The organism is Maribacter sp. 1_MG-2023 (assembly GCF_030547005.1).
Lineage (GTDB): Bacteria > Bacteroidota > Bacteroidia > Flavobacteriales > Flavobacteriaceae > Maribacter.
The window spans coordinates 140,435-160,274 of record NZ_JAUOPN010000007.1; the positions used below are offsets into that span (position 1 = coordinate 140,435).

Genomic DNA, 19,840 nt, shown 5'->3' on the forward strand with positions numbered 1-19,840 from the left:
AAGTAAAGCTTTAATATTTTTTAATATACATTCCGCTCTCTTTTAATTTAAAACCTAAACTTTTATAAAGAGAAATTGCTGCGGTTCTGTGGTGACCACTGAATAAAAGAACGTCGTCAAGTTTTGATATTTCTGCCTGTTCTAAAAGTTTTTCCATTAGCTTTCTCCCAATACCTTGACCTCTGTATTCAGAAGAAACGACTACATCTTCAATCATTCCTTTGTGTCCAGATACCACTTTATATTTTGCCATCATAGCAATACCAACTAATTTATCATCGTCCAAACAAATTACAACATCTGTAGTGTTGTAATCAGAAAGTACGGTTGCCAAATCTAATTGCGTTAACTCAGCATTTAATTGTTTATAGAGTTCAGTAAGTTGAGATTGTAGGTCTGCTGTAACTTCGTTGAAAGTGATTAGTTTAATATCCATATGCCAGGTTGCTTTAAGAGCCTAAAATTACTTCATTTTAGGTGAATAGGTTAATCTGTCAATACTTTCTAAAATGATTATATTTAAAAGAATGTAAACCCCACCATTTTATGAGAATTCTTCTATTAGTCATCGTGTTATTTATTTCAATCTCGGCAAGTAGTCAAGTTGATGGTGAAAAATTACGTATTGGTTATACCGCTGCTGCACCTTTTATAATTGAGAACGGAGAGGATGTGGAGGGACTTAATGTCTGGTTATGGAAAAGGGTGGCTAGTGATTTAAATATTGAATATGAGATGATACCAATGGAGTTTTCATCTTTGTTAGATTCTCTTCGCACTGGTGGAATTGATTTAAGTATTAATCCGCTAACCATTACTAGTCAGCGTAGTAAAGAGATGGAGTTTACACATTCTTTTTATGCTTCTAATGCCACTATAGCTATTGCCGAAGTTTCTTCTTTTGATAGATTGAAGTCATATTTAAGTGGTTTTTTAAATGTCGGCTTTCTAAGCGGCTTACTGATTTTGCTATTTATTATCTTTTTATTTGGGGTGCTAGGGTGGTTGTTTGAGCGTAAAAAGAATCCGGAGGCATTTAGACCTGGAAGAAGCGGACTATGGGATGGCATGTGGTGGTCTGCTGTAACTCTGACTACTGTAGGCTATGGTGATAAGGCACCGGTCACCAAATTTGGTAAGATAACCGCCTTGGTTCTAATGTTTGGTGGACTCCTATTTATTTCAGGATTAACAGCGAGTATAGCATCGAGTTTAACCGTAAATCAACTTACTACGAATCCTGATGGTTTTAATGAATTTAAGGGCAGGGCAGTGGGCACTATAACTAACTCTGGTACTGAAAATTTCTTATCAGAGCATTTTTTTAAAGATATTCATACATATTCAAATGTACCAACTGGTTTAAGAAATTTGGACCAAGGTAAAATCAAGGCTTTCATATACGATGAGCCTATTTTAAAATATGCCATTCAAAGAGATTCTACATTACATGAATTAGAGTTACTACCGATTAAATTTGATATTCAGTTCTATGCCTTTGCACTCCCAAAAACACATGTAGAATTAGAGCAACGAATTACTCAGCGAATTCTTGAAATAATAGAAACCGAAGAATGGGATATTGTTTTAAATGAATATGGCTTGGCTGAATTTTAGCCTTTACGGCGTTCTAGTAATACCATCATCATTAAGCTTAATATGATAATATCATCATCATTACCGTTCAGTTTTTTTACTTCACTAACCTTAAAGCGACGACCAACTAATGATTTCTCTTTAGACAATCGAACTACGGTTTCATTGTTACCATTGATTACCAAATAAGCTGGGTTTAGAAATAGTCCTGTAAATAGGTTAATAATAGGTATTTGCCCTACTAAACCATCCATCACTTTTACCCATGCATTCTCTTCTCTAATAGTATACTTCAATTGCTTGTTTTCGTCAAAAACTTCGTAATGTGCTTTCCATAAAGAAGCCCATCCCTTGCGACCGATTTTTCCAAACTCTTTACCTGCCGTATCTGAGAAAGAATAGCATGCAGAAAAGTCGATCCACCTATCTGCTTTGATGTTGTAAAGTAAATTAGTTTTACTGTCATTTTGATAAACACCAACGTTTTCTTTAAACTTGAAAAGCTTTTGTTTTACATAAGCTACCATTTTACCATTGGCATCTACAGCTGAAAAATCGTTCGACAGTGTGCCGATATGGAAAGTAAAATCTAATGGAAATTTATAATCTTGCATAAAATGGTTTTTTAGGTAAAATGGTTAAACTTTAATGGAGTAATTATATGTTAATAGGTAGCTTTAACTTCTCCCATTGATATGGAAAACGGACCAAGTTTATGTTGGGTAGGTAAGAAAACGCCGCTATCTGTTTCAATCCAATCTTGCCATGTCGCTTCAACACCACCAATTGGGATAATTTTTGTCCAAAGTTTAAAACTCTTAGGTCTTCCGCTAGGTTCTATTAACCATAGATATGAATCGCCAGGTGTATCGCCACCTTGGGTGTAAGTTACAAGAAGCGCTTCAGAACCATCTTCCATATCTACTAAATAGCGCTCGGTGCCGCGGTCAAAAGCTTTAAAGGGTGCTACTAGCCAAAAAGAATCATTATTGAAATAGCTTTGGGCATCTTCAATAAGGTCTTGTGTTTCTTCATAAGACGCAAGTTTATTATTAATCGTAGCAGTACTTGAATGCGGAGTGATTAAGTCTAAGTTTACAACGATGTCATCATAACTTACTATTACAATTTGCTTTTCTCTATCCCATTTATAGGTGTGGTCACCTCGAAAAGACCATTCTAATACTTTAGTTTTATTGAAATTTTTGTAATTAAGTGCGTCAAACATTCTGTACGCCAAAGCATCAGCTTCGGGTCCAGATTCACCAGTAGGTACAGGTTCATTATAGAGGTAATATAAGAAGCTGTAGCCTATTATCGCAAGTAAAATAACTATACCAATAAACTTAAATAATTTCTTTAGCATAATGTATTCAAATAATTCATTAATAATAAATTGTGACTAAAATGTAATCGATTAAAATTAGATTTATTTAAGACTAAAATCCTATTGCGGCATCATCTCCACGTTTATCGGCACCCCCTTCAAGTTTCCCATTTGCTAAAACGCGAATAGCATCAACTTTACCTATAATAGGGGTTCTTTCTTCATTAATAATATATCCTTTAGATTTCATTTCTTCTTTTAATTCTGCAGAAAATCCGTCTGGTTCAAAGATGACCATATCTGGTAACCATTGATGATGAAACCGAGGAGCGTTAACGGCATCTTGCATGCTCATTTTAAACTCATATCCATTTAAAATAGTTTGTGCTACAGCGGTAATAATTGTGGATCCACCCGGTGTGCCAACAACCATCCATAACTTACCATCACGTTCAACGATGGTTGGGGTCATGCTACTTAGCATTCTTTTTTCAGCAGCAATACTGTTAGCTTCTGCGCCAACTAGACCGAACATATTCGGTACACCGGCTTTAGCGCTAAAATCATCCATTTCGTTGTTTAAGAAGAAGCCAAGCTCATCTGAATATAACTTAGAGCCATACGCGCCGTTTAATGTAGTTGTTACAGAAACAGCATTACCTTCTTGATCAACAATAGAGTAGTGGGTAGTTTCCATACTTTCTACAATCTCAATATTGCCATGTTCCACTTCAGAAGACTTAGTGGCCTTGTCAAAAGAAAAGCTTGCCATTCTTTCAGCGAGGTATTCATCACTTAATAATTTGTCATATGGTATTTCAACAAAATCAGGATCACCTAAAAAGTAGTTTCTGTCGGCATAGGCTCTTCTTGATGCTTCAGTAAACAATTGTACCATTTTAGGAGAATTGTGACCGAGTTTGGCAACATCATATTGCTCTATCATTTTAAATATCTGATTGATGGTTACGCCACCACTACTAGGCGGACTCATAGAAATTATATGCAAGTCTTTGTAGTTGAAAGTGATAGGATCTCTCCATACTGCTTGGTATTTTTCTAAATCTTCTTCTGTTACGTACCCTCCTTTTTCTTGAATAAATGCAGCAAGTTTTTGTGCTACTTCACCTTTATAGAATCCGTCTCTACCATGCTTTGCAATACTTCTAAAAGTATTTGCCAAAGCAGGATATTTAATGGTATCGTTCAATTTATATTCGGTCGCAAACTTGGTACTGTCGCTGTTTACCTCAATAAATTTATCGCGTTGGCTTGCTAGTCTTTTTTCTTGATTGGCGGTTACCACTACGCCACGCTCTGCTAGAGCAATAACAGGAGCCATAATTTCTTCAAGTGGGAGAGAACCAAATTTTTTGTGCACCTCAATTATACCGGCAACAGTACCTGGAACACCAACTGCCGTAGCCCCTAATGTGCTTTTACCTGGTATTACATTACCCAATGAATCTAGGTACATGTATTTGTGCGCAGATAATGGTGCTTTTTCGCGGTAGTCTAAAGATCCTGCTTCACCATTTGCTTTTCTGTATACCATAAAGCCGCCACCTCCTAAATTACCTGCAAAAGGATAAACGACAACTAAAGCCATTTCGGTTGCAACCATAGCGTCAAAAGCGTTACCACCTTGTTGCATAATATCACTGCCTATTTTAGAAGCTTCTTCACGAGCTGATACTACCATTGCTTTTTCTGTAACCGTACCCGTTGGTACTGCAGGATTCTCTTTGCAACTGCTGAAAATTACGAATGCGGTAAGCATTAATACTAATTTTAGTTGGTTCATAGTTAGTTAAATTTATAGTTTAAATAATTGAGTTTAAAATATTGGTTAATAGATTTTAATAATTATTTTTTATTTGTAAGTGAAGTATATTTTTGTTTTGAAAAAGTAATAAGTTCTTCGAAGAACTCGGTAAATTCAGCCTCAAAGGCATCATAGTGTTCTTCGAGGTCTAGAATGGCAAAATTCATTTTAGATTTATTATTCGTTCTACGATTCATACCATTTAGTACACGAGCGATTCCGTCCATTTTAGAATAGTTGAATATCCAATTATCGCTAATCATATAAGGCATCATTTTTTTGACACCGATAGGTAGAATTTCGTAATTATCTTCTAAAAGGTCATAGAAATTATCCACAAAAACATCCAACGGTACATCAGAATACTTAGACCAATTTTTAGCTAAGAAGTGATCGTAGTAGATATCAACGATAACTCGGCTGTAATGACTGTAATTTGCATGAAGCCTTTTGCTGCTAATTTTTGGTATCGCATGGCTATCGGTATACGTGTCTATATGACGGTGAAGTTTTATGCCTTTCTGTACTTTTATCGGAAGGTGGTCAAATTTATTGGCACGAATGCTATCGGCTATAAAGTTGCCTATGGTAATATCTTTGTCATTAAAAGACAGGTAAATATGAGCTAAAAAATTCATTCGCCTAAATTATGCTTAGTAGTTCGAATTTACAAAGATGGGCAATAGTGATAAGTATGATACGTTTATATTTGCAAAAAACTTATTAAGATTATATGACACTAATAAAATCTATTTCAGGAATACGAGGAACAATTGGAGGTAAACCAGGAGACAATCTTACACCTATTGATGCAGTAAAATTTGCTGCTTCGTACGGAATCTGGTTGAAAGACTATTCTAAAAAAGATAAATTAAAAGTTGTTATTGGTCGTGATGCCCGCTTATCTGGCGAGATGATGCAGAACCTTGTAGTGTCTACTTTGGTAGGTTTAGGTATTGATGTTGTTGATTTAGATTTATCTACAACACCAACTGTAGAGATTGCTGTACCAATGGAGAACGCCGATGGGGGAATTATATTAACAGCAAGTCATAATCCAAAACAATGGAATGCCTTAAAGTTGTTAAACGAAAAAGGAGAATTCTTAGATGCTGCTCAAGGTGCTAAAATTCTTGAAATTGCAGAAAAAGAAGATTTCAATTTTTCTGATGTTGATGATTTAGGAGTTATAAATAAGAACGACAGTTATATTGACATACATATAGATGAAGTTTTAAACCTTTCTTTGGTTGATGCCGAGGTGGTTAAAAAAGCGAAATTCAAAGTTGTGGTTGATGGGGTGAATTCTACAGGTGGTATTGCAATACCAAAGCTTTTAAAGGAATTTGGAGTAGAAGTGGTAGAATTGTATTGCAAACCAACAGGTCATTTTCCACATAATCCAGAGCCATTAAAAGAGCATTTAAAAGATATTTGCGATTTAGTTATTAAAGAAAAAGCTGATTTCGGTATTGTAGTAGATCCAGATGTAGATCGCTTGGCATTCATTAGTAATGATGGTGAAATGTTCGGTGAAGAATATACGTTGGTCGCTTGTGCTGATTATGTTTTAGGTAAAACAAAAGGCAATACGGTTTCTAACCTATCGTCTTCTCGTGCATTGCGTGATATTACCCAAAAACATGGTGGTACATATGAAGCTGCTGCAGTAGGTGAAGTAAACGTAGTTACGAAAATGAAGGCTAATAACGCTATAATTGGTGGCGAGGGTAATGGAGGTATTATTTATCCTGAAAGTCACTATGGTAGAGATTCATTAGTAGGTACAGCTTTATTTTTAATGCTGATGGCTGAAAAAGGAGGTACAGTAGCAGAATTAAGAGCTAGCTACCCAAGCTACTTTATGAGCAAAAAGAAAATTCAATTAACACCTGGGTTAGATGTTGATGGAATTTTAAAATCTATGGCTGAAAAGTATGCAAATGAAGAGTTGTCTACTATTGATGGTGTAAAGATTGATTTTGCAGAAAACTGGGTTCATTTAAGAAAATCGAATACCGAGCCAATAATAAGAATTTATACAGAAGCTAAAAGTCAGACAGAGGCTGATGGATTAGCAGATAGAATTATTGGTGAGATAAAATCTATAGCCGGTTTATAAAAATCATATTTGCCGATAAAAAAACCGGAAGCAGTTCAACTGCTTCCGGTTTTTATTTTCAATAGTCTTAACTAACATCAGCAAAAGCTGCAGGTTTTTTACCTCTATGTTTCCAACGTTTGTGGGTCCATAGGTAGTATTCAGGTTTTTCCCGAATTTGCTCTTCGGTGAGTCTTAAGAATTTGTCCGTGATTTCATGTTCTTTGGTCTCTTTGCTATTTATAGAGATAGGGGTGAATTCTGCTTTGTAGTGTCCGCGTTTTACTTTGCTTACTTTTAAGAATACCGTTGCTAATCCTGTCTTTCGTGCTAGCGCTTCACCACCATTAAATATTGGAACAGTAATGCCCATGAAATCTGTCCAATAATGTGCTCTATGCGCTTGTGGTGACTGGTCACTTACCATACCGTACGTAGCACGGACATTATTTCTAAAATTATGAATGACTGTTTTGGCGGTCTGTGCTTGGGTTATTAAAGTAGTATTCCATCTAGCTCTAGTTTTTCTAATAAAATTATCAAAATAAGAGTTGTTTATTTTCTGGTAAACGGCATACCCCTTAGAGTTTACGTAGTTATTGATGCTTACGTTCCATTCCCAATTGGCATAATGTGCACATAAAATAATAATACTTCGTTCTTTTTCGATTTCCAGTAAAACTTCAGGATTTACAAGGTGGTATTTTTTAGCGACAGCCTCTTTACTAAGGTTCATGGTTTTGACCATTTCTAAAAACATATCACAAAGGTGTTTGTAGAATTCCTTTTCAATACGATGAATTTCATCAGCAGACTTATCTGGAAAGACCAAATTCAAATTCTCTTGCACCACTTTTCTTCTATAACCGAATACGCGATATATGAAGAAACAGGCAATATCAGATAAACCATAAAATAAGCGATGTGGCAAAATAGAAACAACCCATAAAAAGGGATAGATCAAAACAAAGGCCAGTAGTTGCATTTTCAAAAAAAATTATGGGCAAATATAGTTATATTTGACGCCAAATAAAGGGCAGATAATGTACAACATTGATATAGCGACCATAGCAATAATAGCGGCAAATGTATTAGTGTCAATGAAGGGATTCAATGATACTACTTTTTTTGAACGCTACAAATTTAGTATTGGGGCAATTAAAGCGGGTCAGAAAGAACGTATGGCAACATCGGGATTTCTGCATGTAGATATTTCACATTTATTGTTTAATATGCTTACGCTTTATTTCTTTGCAGGCGTAGTCATCAATTGGTTTGGAACAACTCAGTTTTTAATCATTTATGCCGTAAGTCTTATTGGTGGTAGCTTGTTGGCATTAAGTTTTCATAAAGACGAACCTTATTATTCTGCGGTTGGTGCAAGTGGTGCGGTAACGGGTATATTGTATTCGGCGATTCTCTTACAACCAAACATGCAATTGGGTATTATGTTTATTCCAATTCCGGTTCCTGCGTATGTTGTGGGTATTGGTTATTTGCTTTATTCTATTTATGGTATGAAAAAGCGATTAGGCAATATTGGACATACTGCTCATTTTGGAGGAGCGATTGGAGGGTATGCCTGTACCTTATTATTCATGCCTAGCTTATTGCAGACAGAAACTCTAATGGTAGGTTTGCTGGCATTGCCAATACTACTATTATTGGTACTTGAGAAAATGGGTAAGATTTAGATTACTTTCCTGTTTTTTAACCGATAAAGTGTATTATTAACCCTAATAAAGTGTATTTCATCGTATTTCTCTGTGTATAGACAACAAGAGGGCAATTCGGGGCGTTAGTGCAAAAAACCCGATTAAAATGAAATCAAACCTATCTGTAAGAAAAGTATGGCTAATGGCTATAACCGCTTCGCTTTTTATAGCAAGTTGTAGTGATGAAACCACCATTTTTGAAAACCCAGAAGATAATTTAGTAAGTGAAACCGATCAATCTAAGCTAGATAATAGTGTAAACTTTGATCGAGCCGGTGTTTTAGACATTTTTGAAGATCCTATCGCCAGCGCAAAAAGGTCGAGTATAACAGGCAAAGATGCAGAAGCTGGTGATTATCCACTTTCTTTAGTTGCTCAAATTGCCCCTCCATCATTTACAAATGGAGAAAATTTAGCTGCTACCCATGTTGCCTTAGATGGTGATTATGGTTATGTGTCTTACAATACTGTAGGTCAAGATTATGTTGGTGCTATTGATGTCATCGATATTAGTGATCCTACCAACCCAAGAGTTACATCAAGAGTGTACTATACAAATGCAGATTTGAATTCTATAGCTTATGATAATGGTTATATATATGTCGCAGGTGGCGTAGATGCTGAGCAATCTGTTACCGCAACGGCAAATTCATTAGTAGCTAAAATTGCTGTTAGCGGAGGTAGAATGAATACTTCTAATATCGCTTACGGTTTTCAAGAGGGCTTTAATGCAACAGATGTTAGAATTATAGATAACAACGTCGTGGTAACTAGTGGTCAAGATGGCTTGGTGGTTGTTTATGATAAAAATAATTTAACTACTTTAAGTGAAGCGCCTTTTTCAGATTTACGTGCTGTAGCGTATAGTGGTAATGAAATCGCTGTTTTAGATGCTGCACAAGGTGTAAGCTTCTTGGATCAGAATTTAAATACCCTTCGTAGCATAGCTATAGAATCTGATTTCGGTATAGATGCCAAACGTACTTTAGATTATTTAAATGAAAATATAGTTGTTTCGGAAGGAACAAAAGGAGCTGGAGTATATAATGCAACATCAGGAAGCTTTGTAGAATACTTGCCTATTTTAACTAGTCCGGAAAATGCAGAGCCAGGTGAAATTGTAACCAATGGCGTTGCAGTGAACGAAAATGTTCTTTTGATGGCTAACGGTGCTGGCGGATTAAGTCTTTCAGAAACTAATGATAATAGTACTGTTGGTGTTGGTGTAATTGAGCTAACTGGTTCGATAAATTATGTAGCAACAAAAGATGATTATATTTTTGCTGCATCAGGTAAATCAGGATTTCAGATTATTAAACTTAATAGACCTAGCGATAGCTTAACAGATCGTTGTTCAGATTTAGAAAGTTATTCTGGCAGTGCAAATTTAAATGTAAATAGCGGAGACGATTTTGCATATAGAGGGTCAAAAAGATTCAATAGTATAAACATTGGTGGCAATTTGTTGCTATGTGGCTCTTGGACCGTAAAAGAAGGTGTTAATATCAATTCAGATGGCTTGTTTGAAATGAATGGAACTATAGTAGTTGGAAGGAATAATAAAAGAAGAAATATAACTGTAAACTCAGGGGCAACCTTAAGAGTTGAAGGTAATCTAACTATATATGGTGATTTAACTCTTAATGAAGGAGCGACTATAGAGTTTCTAGGTGATGATTCTGTAGTAAACATCTTTGGTAGTGTTACTAGAGGAGCAAATACTACGGTTGAAGGTACTTATAGAGATGTTAGAGATGTATTTTAATTAATCGATAAAGACATAAAAAAAGCCCGAACATTTAATATTCGGGCTTTTTTGCGTTATGTTTCGAAATCTAGTTCAGTAACTCTGCAACCTTAGCTTCTAGTTCAGGACCTCTTAGATTTTTAGCAACTATTATTCCGTTTTCGTCCAATAAGAATGCTGCAGGTATTGCATCAACATTGTATAGTTTAGCGATTTTATCATCGAAATAAGCGATGTTAGAAATATGGTTCCAAACCAATCCGTCTTCCGCGATGGCTTTTTTCCATGCTTCATCGGTTCTATCTAAAGAAACACCCAGAACATTTAATCCTTTGTCGTGGTATTTATTATAAACAGCAACGATATTAGGGTTCTCAGCTCTACAAGGTCTACACCATCCAGCCCAGAAATCAATTAAAGTTACTTTTCCCATTACATCTTTTAATGCAAGTTCAGTTCCATCAGGACTTGGACCTGAGAATTCAGGAGCCTTTACGCCAATACTAGAATTTTTACCAGCAGCTTCAGAAGTCTTTAGTTTTTCAATGCCTTCTAAAATTTGCTTTCCTGGTTTAGAACTTTTAATTTCTTCTGAAAGCGTTTTGTAAATTTCTTCTGCTTCTTCTAATTCAACTGCTTTTGTAGCAACAGCTCTATCTAATACTAAAGCAGATATTAATGCTTTAGGATGACTTTTTACATAATCAAGCTCAAATGTTTTATACTCTTCTTGAAGTTCTTTCATTTCATCTTGTAAAGCCAATGCCGACTCACCAGATGCAGCTTTCATATCTTGTTGAATAGATTGCGCTTGCATAGAAATTTCTCTCGATTGCTCCATATAATCAGCGAAGGTGTCATTTTGAAAAGTTCCGCTTATATCGGCGAAGCCCATACTGTCTCTTTGTGCGCTAAACTGTATTTCTCCGTTTTCAAGAATTACAGCGGTATAGCCAGGTAGTTGTTCAACAAAGATGTAGTGAAGTTCAGGAATATCAGATTTTCCGGTAAAAGTAAACTCACCATTTGTTGTGGTAGCGGTATCAACTTCCATCGGTTGATTGTTTTCTCCTATTTTCTTCAAGAAAACACGAGTGCCATCAGTCATTTCACCTCTAAGCTTTCCGTTAAGGGTAAAGCTTTCTGGCTTTGAGTTGCAGCTAAACAATAAGACTCCTGCAAGCAGTATTAAAATACTATGTTTCATATATTTCACTTAGGTTAAGTTGCAAATGTACTTATATATAGGATATAAAAAAAGACCTCTAACGCAATGGTCAGAGGTCTTTATTATATTGGTTTAATTGAGGTTAAAACTGGTAACGAATACCGAGTCCGATATCAAAATCAAAATTATCAGAGAATCCGTCATAACCGACGACTCCTAACTCTGGTCTAAAATCTAACGATAATATTAATGGAATGTCAAAATTGTACTCTATACCAATGTCACCAGCTGCAAAAACGAATAGACCGCCATCATCACCGGGAAAATCAACATTTCCTAATCCGCCACCAACGCCGTAGTACCATTGAAAATCACCTTCAATTGGGCGTACCCATTGGTAAAGACCCGCTATTTTAAATGCATTAAAATTTCTACTATCTCTCCATCCAAGATCAAATTCAACCCTTGTGTCGCGTGTTAGAGATTTTTGATAGCTGATTTCAGCACCGAATCCGTCACTGTCTCCTAATCGTAATCCTAATGCATGATTCGATATTTCTTGTGCAGAAAGTGAGCAAGTTGCCATAAATATCAATACGGTAATTCCTTTTAAAATCTTCATATAGTTATTCTTTTTTGTGATGAAAAATGAGCCAATTTGTAATGTAGCTCACACAATAAAACTTAATTTAGCAATCAAAATTGTGTTAAGTTGGATAATAATTCGCTGTCAAAGTTACGACAAGATATAGAGGGAGAAGTACGATTTGATAATCTTACCAAGACTATTTATGCTACAGATGCTTCTGTATATAGAAAAATACCTTTAGGGGCTGCTTTTCCAAAAAGTGTTGATGACATTAAAAAAATTATACGATTTGCCAATGATGAAAATATTGGTCTTATCCCAAGAACTGCAGGTACATCTCTGGCAGGGCAATGTGTAGGTGATGGTTTGGTTGTTGATGTATCAAAGCACTTTACAGAAATCATAAGCCTCGATCAAGAAAAGAAGCAGGTAACCGTTGAGCCAGGTGTTATTAGAGATGAGTTGAATCAATATCTAAAACCCTTCGGATTGTTTTTTGGTCCTAATACATCAACTTCGAACAGATGTATGATTGGTGGTATGGTGGGTAATAATTCATCGGGAACCACATCAATACAATATGGGGTGACAAGGGATAAGGTTATCTCAATGAAAACCATTCTGTCAGACGGGAGTGAGGCTGAATTTGGAAGAATTACAGCGTCAGAATTTAAGAAAAAGCAACAAGAAAATACACTTGAAGCATCACTTTATAATAATATATTTAAAGAACTCGATAATAATGATATAGCCTCTGAAATAATTGAACATTTTCCAAAGCCAGAAATACATAGAAGAAATACAGGTTATGCCGTAGACGAGTTATTGAAGTCCGATTTATTTGGTGGTGGTTTACCTTACTTTAATATGGCAGAATTGCTATGTGGTAGTGAAGGCACTTTAGCTTTTACAACAGAAATTACGGTTCAATTAAATGATTTGCCACCAGCATTATCGGCAATGGTCGTTTCGCATTATACGTCTTTAGAAGATTGTTTAATGGATGTAGTTCCTGTTATGAAACACCCTTTGCAATTGTGCGAAATGATGGATAAAGTCATTTTAGATTGCACAAAGAATAACCGCGCGCAATTAGAGAATAGATTTTTTGTAGAAGGTGATCCGGCAGCATTATTAATGCTACAAGTATCAGCACATACAGAAGCTGAGTTGAAAGAAGCTGTTGCTTCATTACAAAAGACGATAGCCCAATCAGGCCTCAGTTATGCCAATCCTGTACTATTTGGAGCCCAAATACCAAAAGCGATAGAGTTGCGTAAGGCAGGCTTGGGTTTGCTAGGTAATATAGTAGGTGATATGAAAGCTGTAGCCTGTATAGAAGACACTGCAGTAGCTTTACCAGATCTAAAAGATTTTATAGCAGAATTTTCTGTGATTATGAAGGGTTATGGTCAAAGTGCGGTGTATTATGCACATGCAGGTGCAGGCGAATTGCATTTGCGCCCTATTCTAAACCTAAAGAAATCAACCGATGTTGGGTTGTTTAGAGATATTACTACCGATGTTGCTAAGCTAACTAAAAAGTATAAAGGTTCATTTAGTGGAGAGCATGGCGATGGTATTGTACGTGCCGAGTTTATACCTATAATGATAGGCGATAAGAACTATGAACTTTTAAGAAGAATTAAATCTTATTTTGATCCTAAGGGCATATTCAACCCAGGTAAAATTGTAGATGCCTACCCAATGGATAAGTCATTTCGATATGAGGTAGACCGCAAAGAACCAGAGATTAAAACATTGATGGATTTTTCTGATAGTGAAGGTATCCTGAAGGCCGCAGAAAAATGTAATGGTAGTGGTGATTGTAGAAAGACCCATCATATGAACGGTGGTATGTGCCCTAGTTATCATGCAACCAAAAATGAAAAAGATACGACTAGAGGTAGAGCGAATACCTTAAGAGAGTTTTTGACGAATCCTGATAGTGCGGCAAAGAATAGTTTCGATAGTCCTGAGATTAAAGAGGCTTTTGACCTTTGTTTAAGTTGTAAAGCCTGTGCAAGTGAGTGTCCTAGTAATGTAGATGTAGCAACTTTGAAAGCAGAGTTTTTATATCAATATCAAGAAGCAAATGGCTATTCTTTACGAGGAAAATTGTTTGCATATAACACCAAGCTAAATGGGTTAGGAAGTAAGGTTTCTAGTTTGACAAATGCTATTTATGACTCCAAATTTCTAGGCAGTTTGTTGAAAAAAACGAGCGGAGTAGCCAAAGAACGTACTTTACCTAAGGTATATAGCTTTAATTTCGATAAACATCTTCAAGAATATGGTAATCAAAATATTAAGTCTAAGAAAAAAGTAGTTTTGTTTATCGATGAATTCACTAAATACTTAGATATTGAGGTTGGTAAAGATGCTATTGAGCTATTAACGAAACTTGGCTACGATGTTAAATTGTATTATGCGGAAAGTGGGAGAACATTTCTTTCTAAAGGATTTTTAAAACAAGCTCAAAAGCTAGCGATTAAGAATACTCAAGAGTTAAAAAAGTTTGCAGAAGTTGGTTTGCCAGTTTTAGGTTTAGAGCCTTCGGCAATCTTATCTTTTAGAGATGAATACAAACGTATGACATCAGATAAAGACACGGCTCAGAAAATAGCTGATAATTCATTTTTAATAGAAGAGTTTCTAGCAAAAGAAATAGCAGAAGATAATTTAAATTCGTCTGATTTTACAGAAGAAGCTAGAGATATAAAAATTCATAATCATTGTCATCAAAAAGCATTGAGTAATCAAAAAGTAACTTTTGATGTATTGAATCTGCCAAGAAATTATAAGGTGACCATTATAGCATCTGGTTGTTGTGGTATGGCTGGTTCTTTTGGGTATGAAGAAGAGCATTATGAAACCAGTATGAAAATTGGCGGATTAAAATTATTCCCTGCGGTTAATAAATCAACTCCAGAAACAATTATCGCTGCCAATGGTACAAGTTGTAGACACCAAATATTTGATGGTACAAAGCGAATAGCACAACATCCGGTAAGTATATTGAAAGAAGCCTTGGTGTGATAATTAATCTGAAAGTCCGTCTCGCTCTTTTTGATTATTCAATTCTCTTGTCTTGCGTTGTGTAATTGTTTCGATAAGCTCGTTTATGTTCATAGACTTAAGTTCTTCATCCATATAGAATGTAGCTAGCTTATCATTTTCGTAGCGGTAGATTTTCCAACGTTTAAAAGAATATTCAAGGGCGGTCATGTGCTTTACCCAATCTCCAGAATTTAGGTAAAGACATTCTCCTTTTCTAGTTTCAAATAGCTGTTTGTTCGGTGCGTGGCTATGTCCGCAAACTACATGGTCAAAATGTTGTTTAATAGCCATTTTGGCTACGTTTTTCTCGAAAAGTGCAATTTGTTTGGGGTCACGTTCTCCATATTCTAATTCCGGATTTGAAAAAGGTTTGTTTTTTTTTCCGAAAAGATTAAACGTTTTTGTTTTCAACTTGGCAAGTTTTAAAAGCAAGTCAAAACCTGTACCCCCAAAATTCAATAGCCATTGCGAGTGCCGAAATGAAAAATCAAAAATATCTCCATGGAAAAAGAGTGTGTTTTTCCCGTTCAGTTTCAATGTTAATCTATTAGAAACTTGTATTGCTCCCATGTAAATCTCATCAATTTTACGAAAAGGTTCGTCACGGTTACCGGTGATATAATGTACATCAGTACCTTTAGAAGCTAACGAAAATATTTTCTTAACTACTTTTAGATGGGAGGGAGGAAAGTAATTGTTACGCATTTTCTTTGCGTCTAAAATATCGCCATTCAGAATTAAGATTTTTGGATCAATACTAGATAGGTATGTTAGTAATTCTTCTGCATGGCATGCATAAGAACCTAAGTGAATATCAGAAAGCACAACAATTTCAAGACGTCGCTTTTTCAAAGGGATGATTTTTAAGGCAAAATTAAACCCAATGGTATAGGCAACAACTACTTGCTAGGTCAACAATTTTTAATCATAAGGTTAAATAATCATTATCACAAATCCATAAGGTTAAGCTAATATTATGCGCTTTTAAAATTTTTCTTTCCAGCATTTAACATTTACCTTTGAAGTCGGTTGATTTGTAAGTATTACAATCAGTATTACATCATTAAGAACGCATTTATTATGGCTGGAAATACCTTCGGAAACATATTTAGGGTAAGCACTTTTGGAGAATCTCACGGAAAAGCAATTGGAGGGGTTATAGATGGCTGTCCATCAGAAATAGAATTAGATTTTGATGCCATACAGAATGACCTTAATCGTCGTAAACCAGGGCAATCAGCCATTGTTACTCAGAGAAAAGAGCCAGATGAAGTAGAGTTTTATTCAGGAATATTTGAAGGTAAAACTACGGGGACACCAATAGGTTTTGCAATTCATAATACAAATCAAAAATCTAAAGATTACGGACATATAAAAGATTCGTACAGGCCATCGCATGCAGATTACGTGTATGATAAGAAATATGGTTTTAGAGATTACCGTGGTGGCGGTAGAAGTTCTGCGCGTGAAACGGCAAGTAGAGTAGTGGCAGGTGCTATTGCTAAGCAGTTTTTGAAAGGTGTAGAAATTCAAGCTTTTGTTTCTCAAGTAGGAGATATGAATTTAGGTAAGCACTATACTGAATTAGATTTATCGTTGACGGAAACTAATGACGTGCGTTGTCCTGATCCAGAAATGGCAGCAAAGATGGAAGAATATATCAAGTCTATTAAAAAAGACGGCGATACCATTGGCGGTATTATTACATGTGTAGCCAAAAATGTACCGATTGGTTTAGGAGAACCCGTTTTTGATAAGCTCCACGCTGAATTGGGAAAGGCAATGTTATCTATAAATGCTGTAAAAGGCTTTGAGTATGGTAGCGGTTTTGAAGGTGTTAAGATGAAAGGCAGTGAACACAACGATCAATTTAATAATGACGGTTCTACAAAAACTAACTATAGTGGTGGTATTCAGGGCGGAATAAGTAACGGAATGGATATCTATTTCAATGTAGCTTTTAAGCCTGTCGCAACCGTAATTCAAGGCTACGAAACAATTGATAAAGAGGGTAATACCATTAAAACTCAGGGTAAGGGAAGACATGATCCTTGTGTAGTACCTAGAGCAGTACCAATAGTTGAGGCTATGACCGCATTGGTTTTAGCAGATTATACCTTATTGAACAGGACCATCAAATTATAGGTTCCGTTTTTAGCACTTTTCCTTGCAAAATACTATCTTACTTCCCTAAACTAATTTATATATGAGGAAGCTTGAGTTGCATTGGCAAATTCTAATAGGAATGTTAGCGGGAGTTTTATTTGCTTTAGCCATGGTTCAATTAGATTGGGGACCAAAATTGATTTCAGATTGGATTAAGCCTTTTGGTAATATTTTCATCAACTCATTAAAGTTAATTGCCGTTCCTCTTATTTTAGGTTCACTGATAAAAGGAGTATCTGATCTTAAGGATATCTCTAAACTTTCTCAAATGGGTGGTCGTACTATTGGTATCTATATCGCTACCACGGTTATTGCCGTTACTATTGGTTTAGGTGTCGTAAACATTGTAAAACCAGGTTCTTCAATAAGTGAAGCAACACGTACCGAACTAGTTGAAAATTACAAAGGTGATGCAGATGCAATTAAAAGTAAAGCAGATAAACAAAAAGAAGCCGGACCATTACAGGCTTTAGAAGACTTGGTGCCCAGTAATATTTTTGCTGCAGCTTCTGACAACGGTAATATGTTACAGGTTATATTCTTCGCTATTTTCTTTGGAATTGGATTAATACTTATACCTGAAGAACAAGCCACGCCCGTAAAAAAATTCTTTGACGGTTTCAATGAGGTAATTCTAAAAATGATTGACCTTATCATGTTAGCGGCACCATTTGGTGTTTTTGCATTATTAGCAGCTTTAGTAGTAGAGTCGCCTAGTCTAGATTTGTTTAAAGCATTGGCATGGTATGCTTTCTGTGTTGTCTTGGGGCTATCGTTAATGTTAGGTGTATATCTACTTTTGGTTTGGGTTTTTACAAAAACGTCACCAAGTACATTTATGAAGGGGATGTCACCAGCTCAACTCTTAGCATTTTCAACAAGTTCAAGCGCAGCTACCTTACCAGTAACAATGGAGAGGGTAGAGGAGCATTTGGGCGTAGATGAAGAAGTGACAAGTTTTGTATTACCAATAGGTGCAACTATAAATATGGATGGTACTAGCTTATATCAAGCCATTGCTGCAGTATTTATTGCGCAGGCATTTGGTATGGATTTAAGTTTGTCGGCACAGTTGGGAATTATCGTTACCGCTACCTTGGCTTCAATTGGTAGTGCTGCCGTACCAGGAGCTGGTATGGTAATGCTAGTTATAGTACTCGCTCAAGCAGGTATACCTGAAGCTGGTTTAGCATTAATATTTGCTGTAGATAGACCATTAGATATGTGCAGAACGGTTATAAACGTATCAGGAGATGCAACTGTCTCCATGATGGTAGCGAAATCTGTAGGTAAGTTACATGAACCTAAAGTCAAGAATTGGGATGACAATTATAAAAAGTAAAGCTATTTCTTTTTAGTTTTTTTGTTATTTAACTTATCGGCACCTTCAGTGGCATCTTGATAATTAAGATCGTCATCTACAACGTCATTATAAGCCTGAATCCATGCATTTCTGAATATTCTAGTTACTGTTGGCCAAATCTTTGTTTTCACATTGTTTAGGTTTCCTTCTACTGGTATTTTAGTAGCAAGGGTATCTTTCTTATGATTTTTTAGAACAAACTTAAAAAAGCCTACAAATCCTTCCCAAAGGGTCTGTAGAAATCCGTCGTCTTTGCCTATGAGTTTTGCATTCTTTAAAATAGGTTTAAAAGAGCCTTTCATGTAACCATCTGCAATTGCTAATTCCCCGAATAAATCGAAAGAGCCCTCATCAAAATCAATACCTGCGTAATAGTTGGTAAAATCATTAAGAGCCTTCGCATTTGCGTTTTCAAGACTAAAAGAGGCGTCCATATCGGGAATCTGCTTAACCAAGTTCATATCCCCGTCCAATATGACGTCTCCATTTCCAATTGATGTGGCTGTAGCATGTATGTTAGAAGGTAGCGTTCTTGTTTTCTCTACAACGTTTCTAAGATTGGATGCTGATAACTCTACGTTAGATAAGTGTAAATCAATATTTGGATCAGCTTGTAATTGTAAAAATGCAAATTTTCCATTCTTAATCGTAAATTGGTTAATGTCAATTGGAACTAAATCGGTTAGCGCTTTAGACCAGTCCTCAGTATCGGCAACTCCTGTGGTGTCCTGTTGATCTTCAAATACATATAATATGGTAGGATCTGTCATTTCAATTTCACTAACTATTTTTCCATGAAAAAGTGCATTCCATTCTACTGAAATGTCGGTTTTTTTGAAGTCTAAAAAAGGAAGTTCAGTATTACCATCGACTGTATTTAAGTACATGCCGTTTATAGTATAAGCTCCGCGAATAATAGATAAATCAATATCTTCTACTTGACCGTAGTAACCGGGTATGTCAGCAAGGACTTTATTTACGTAATTTTTTACAAAATAGGGGAGGGATAAACGATTTACAACGAGAAGTATAATTAATACTACCGGTATCAAATATCTTTTTTTCTTATAATGTTTCCTATGTATATCATTCATATAACTCAATCTTTATTTCAAACATTGATAAGATAAATGATTGAAATTAAAAGTTTTGCGTTACGAAGTAATAGGGATAAAAGTTTTGA

Annotated in this window: 17 protein-coding genes; 7 read left to right on the forward strand and 10 right to left on the reverse strand. The window is 35.8% G+C overall.

The window, feature by feature from the left end; genetic code table 11:
• Positions 1–10: 10 nt before the first annotated feature.
• Positions 11–436 (reverse strand): GNAT family N-acetyltransferase, encoded by a 426-nt coding sequence (locus tag Q4500_RS10125; RefSeq protein WP_303599554.1) that lies wholly within the window; start codon positions 434–436, stop codon positions 11–13.
• A 110-nt stretch (positions 437–546) separates the two neighbouring features.
• On the opposite strand from Q4500_RS10125, the gene Q4500_RS10130 reads away from it, so the two are divergent.
• Positions 547–1,617, forward strand: a complete 1,071-nt coding sequence (locus tag Q4500_RS10130; protein ID WP_303599555.1) for a transporter substrate-binding domain-containing protein — start codon at positions 547–549, stop codon at positions 1,615–1,617.
• Here Q4500_RS10130 and Q4500_RS10135 read toward each other — a convergent pair.
• From Q4500_RS10135 to Q4500_RS10150, 4 genes are all read right to left on the reverse strand, one after another.
• A complete protein-coding gene (locus Q4500_RS10135) occupies positions 1,614–2,210 on the reverse strand; it encodes a hypothetical protein (RefSeq protein ID WP_299799868.1) in 597 nt (198 codons plus the stop codon). The two genes, Q4500_RS10130 and Q4500_RS10135, sit on opposite strands and share 4 nt — an antisense overlap.
• Before the next feature lie 50 nt (positions 2,211–2,260).
• Positions 2,261–2,962 carry a hypothetical protein gene (locus tag Q4500_RS10140; protein ID WP_303599556.1) on the reverse strand — a complete coding sequence of 234 codons (702 nt, stop codon included), beginning with the start codon at positions 2,960–2,962 and terminating at the stop codon, positions 2,261–2,263.
• Positions 2,963–3,035: 73 nt separating this feature from the next.
• The gene (gene ggt, locus Q4500_RS10145) at positions 3,036–4,727 is read right to left on the reverse strand and encodes a gamma-glutamyltransferase (protein ID WP_303599557.1); all 1,692 of its coding nucleotides are present in this window, start codon (positions 4,725–4,727) and stop codon (positions 3,036–3,038) included.
• Positions 4,728–4,789: 62 nt separating this feature from the next.
• Entirely contained in the window at positions 4,790–5,386 is a 597-nt protein-coding gene (locus Q4500_RS10150) for an acyl carrier protein phosphodiesterase (RefSeq protein ID WP_303599558.1), read from the reverse strand.
• Between the two features lie 95 nt (positions 5,387–5,481).
• On the opposite strand from Q4500_RS10150, the gene glmM reads away from it, so the two are divergent.
• A complete protein-coding gene (gene glmM, locus Q4500_RS10155) occupies positions 5,482–6,870 on the forward strand; it encodes a phosphoglucosamine mutase (RefSeq protein ID WP_303599559.1) in 1,389 nt (462 codons plus the stop codon).
• A gap of 67 nt (positions 6,871–6,937) precedes the next feature.
• On the opposite strand, the gene Q4500_RS10160 is transcribed toward glmM, so the two are convergent.
• Positions 6,938–7,834 carry a lysophospholipid acyltransferase family protein gene (locus Q4500_RS10160; RefSeq protein ID WP_303599560.1) on the reverse strand — a complete coding sequence of 299 codons (897 nt, stop codon included), beginning with the start codon at positions 7,832–7,834 and terminating at the stop codon, positions 6,938–6,940.
• Between the two features lie 58 nt (positions 7,835–7,892).
• Between Q4500_RS10160 and Q4500_RS10165 the strand changes: the two genes are divergently transcribed.
• Entirely contained in the window at positions 7,893–8,543 is a 651-nt protein-coding gene (locus tag Q4500_RS10165; RefSeq protein WP_133672838.1) for a rhomboid family intramembrane serine protease, read from the forward strand.
• A gap of 127 nt (positions 8,544–8,670) precedes the next feature.
• Positions 8,671–10,329, forward strand: coding sequence for a hypothetical protein (locus Q4500_RS10170; protein ID WP_303599561.1), 1,659 nt, complete (start codon positions 8,671–8,673; stop codon positions 10,327–10,329).
• A gap of 70 nt (positions 10,330–10,399) precedes the next feature.
• Here the strand turns inward: Q4500_RS10170 and Q4500_RS10175 are convergent, their stop codons facing one another.
• Both Q4500_RS10175 and Q4500_RS10180 read right to left on the reverse strand, forming a co-directional pair.
• The gene (locus Q4500_RS10175; protein ID WP_303599562.1) at positions 10,400–11,518 is read right to left on the reverse strand and encodes an AhpC/TSA family protein; all 1,119 of its coding nucleotides are present in this window, start codon (positions 11,516–11,518) and stop codon (positions 10,400–10,402) included.
• Between the two features lie 103 nt (positions 11,519–11,621).
• Positions 11,622–12,101 carry a hypothetical protein gene (locus Q4500_RS10180; RefSeq protein ID WP_303599563.1) on the reverse strand — a complete coding sequence of 160 codons (480 nt, stop codon included), beginning with the start codon at positions 12,099–12,101 and terminating at the stop codon, positions 11,622–11,624.
• Between the two features lie 90 nt (positions 12,102–12,191).
• On the opposite strand from Q4500_RS10180, the gene Q4500_RS10185 reads away from it, so the two are divergent.
• Positions 12,192–15,107: an FAD-binding and (Fe-S)-binding domain-containing protein gene (locus tag Q4500_RS10185; RefSeq protein WP_303599564.1), complete on the forward strand. Its 2,916-nt coding sequence runs from the start codon at positions 12,192–12,194 to the stop codon at positions 15,105–15,107.
• Between the two features lie 3 nt (positions 15,108–15,110).
• Here Q4500_RS10185 and Q4500_RS10190 read toward each other — a convergent pair whose 3' ends face one another.
• Positions 15,111–15,980, reverse strand: coding sequence for a UDP-2,3-diacylglucosamine diphosphatase (locus Q4500_RS10190; protein ID WP_303599565.1), 870 nt, complete (start codon positions 15,978–15,980; stop codon positions 15,111–15,113).
• 228 nt (positions 15,981–16,208) lie between these two features.
• Here Q4500_RS10190 and aroC point away from each other — a divergent pair, with 228 nt between their 5' ends.
• Entirely contained in the window at positions 16,209–17,273 is a 1,065-nt protein-coding gene (aroC, locus tag Q4500_RS10195; RefSeq protein WP_073244629.1) for a chorismate synthase, read from the forward strand.
• Between the two features lie 61 nt (positions 17,274–17,334).
• Positions 17,335–18,636, forward strand: a complete 1,302-nt coding sequence (locus Q4500_RS10200; RefSeq protein WP_299799857.1) for a dicarboxylate/amino acid:cation symporter — start codon at positions 17,335–17,337, stop codon at positions 18,634–18,636.
• Positions 18,637–18,638: 2 nt separating this feature from the next.
• Here the strand turns inward: Q4500_RS10200 and Q4500_RS10205 are convergent, their stop codons facing one another.
• Complete coding sequence (locus Q4500_RS10205; protein WP_303599566.1) at positions 18,639–19,751, reverse strand: DUF748 domain-containing protein; 1,113 nt, start codon at positions 19,749–19,751, stop codon at positions 18,639–18,641.
• Between the last annotated feature and the right edge of the window lie 89 nt (positions 19,752–19,840).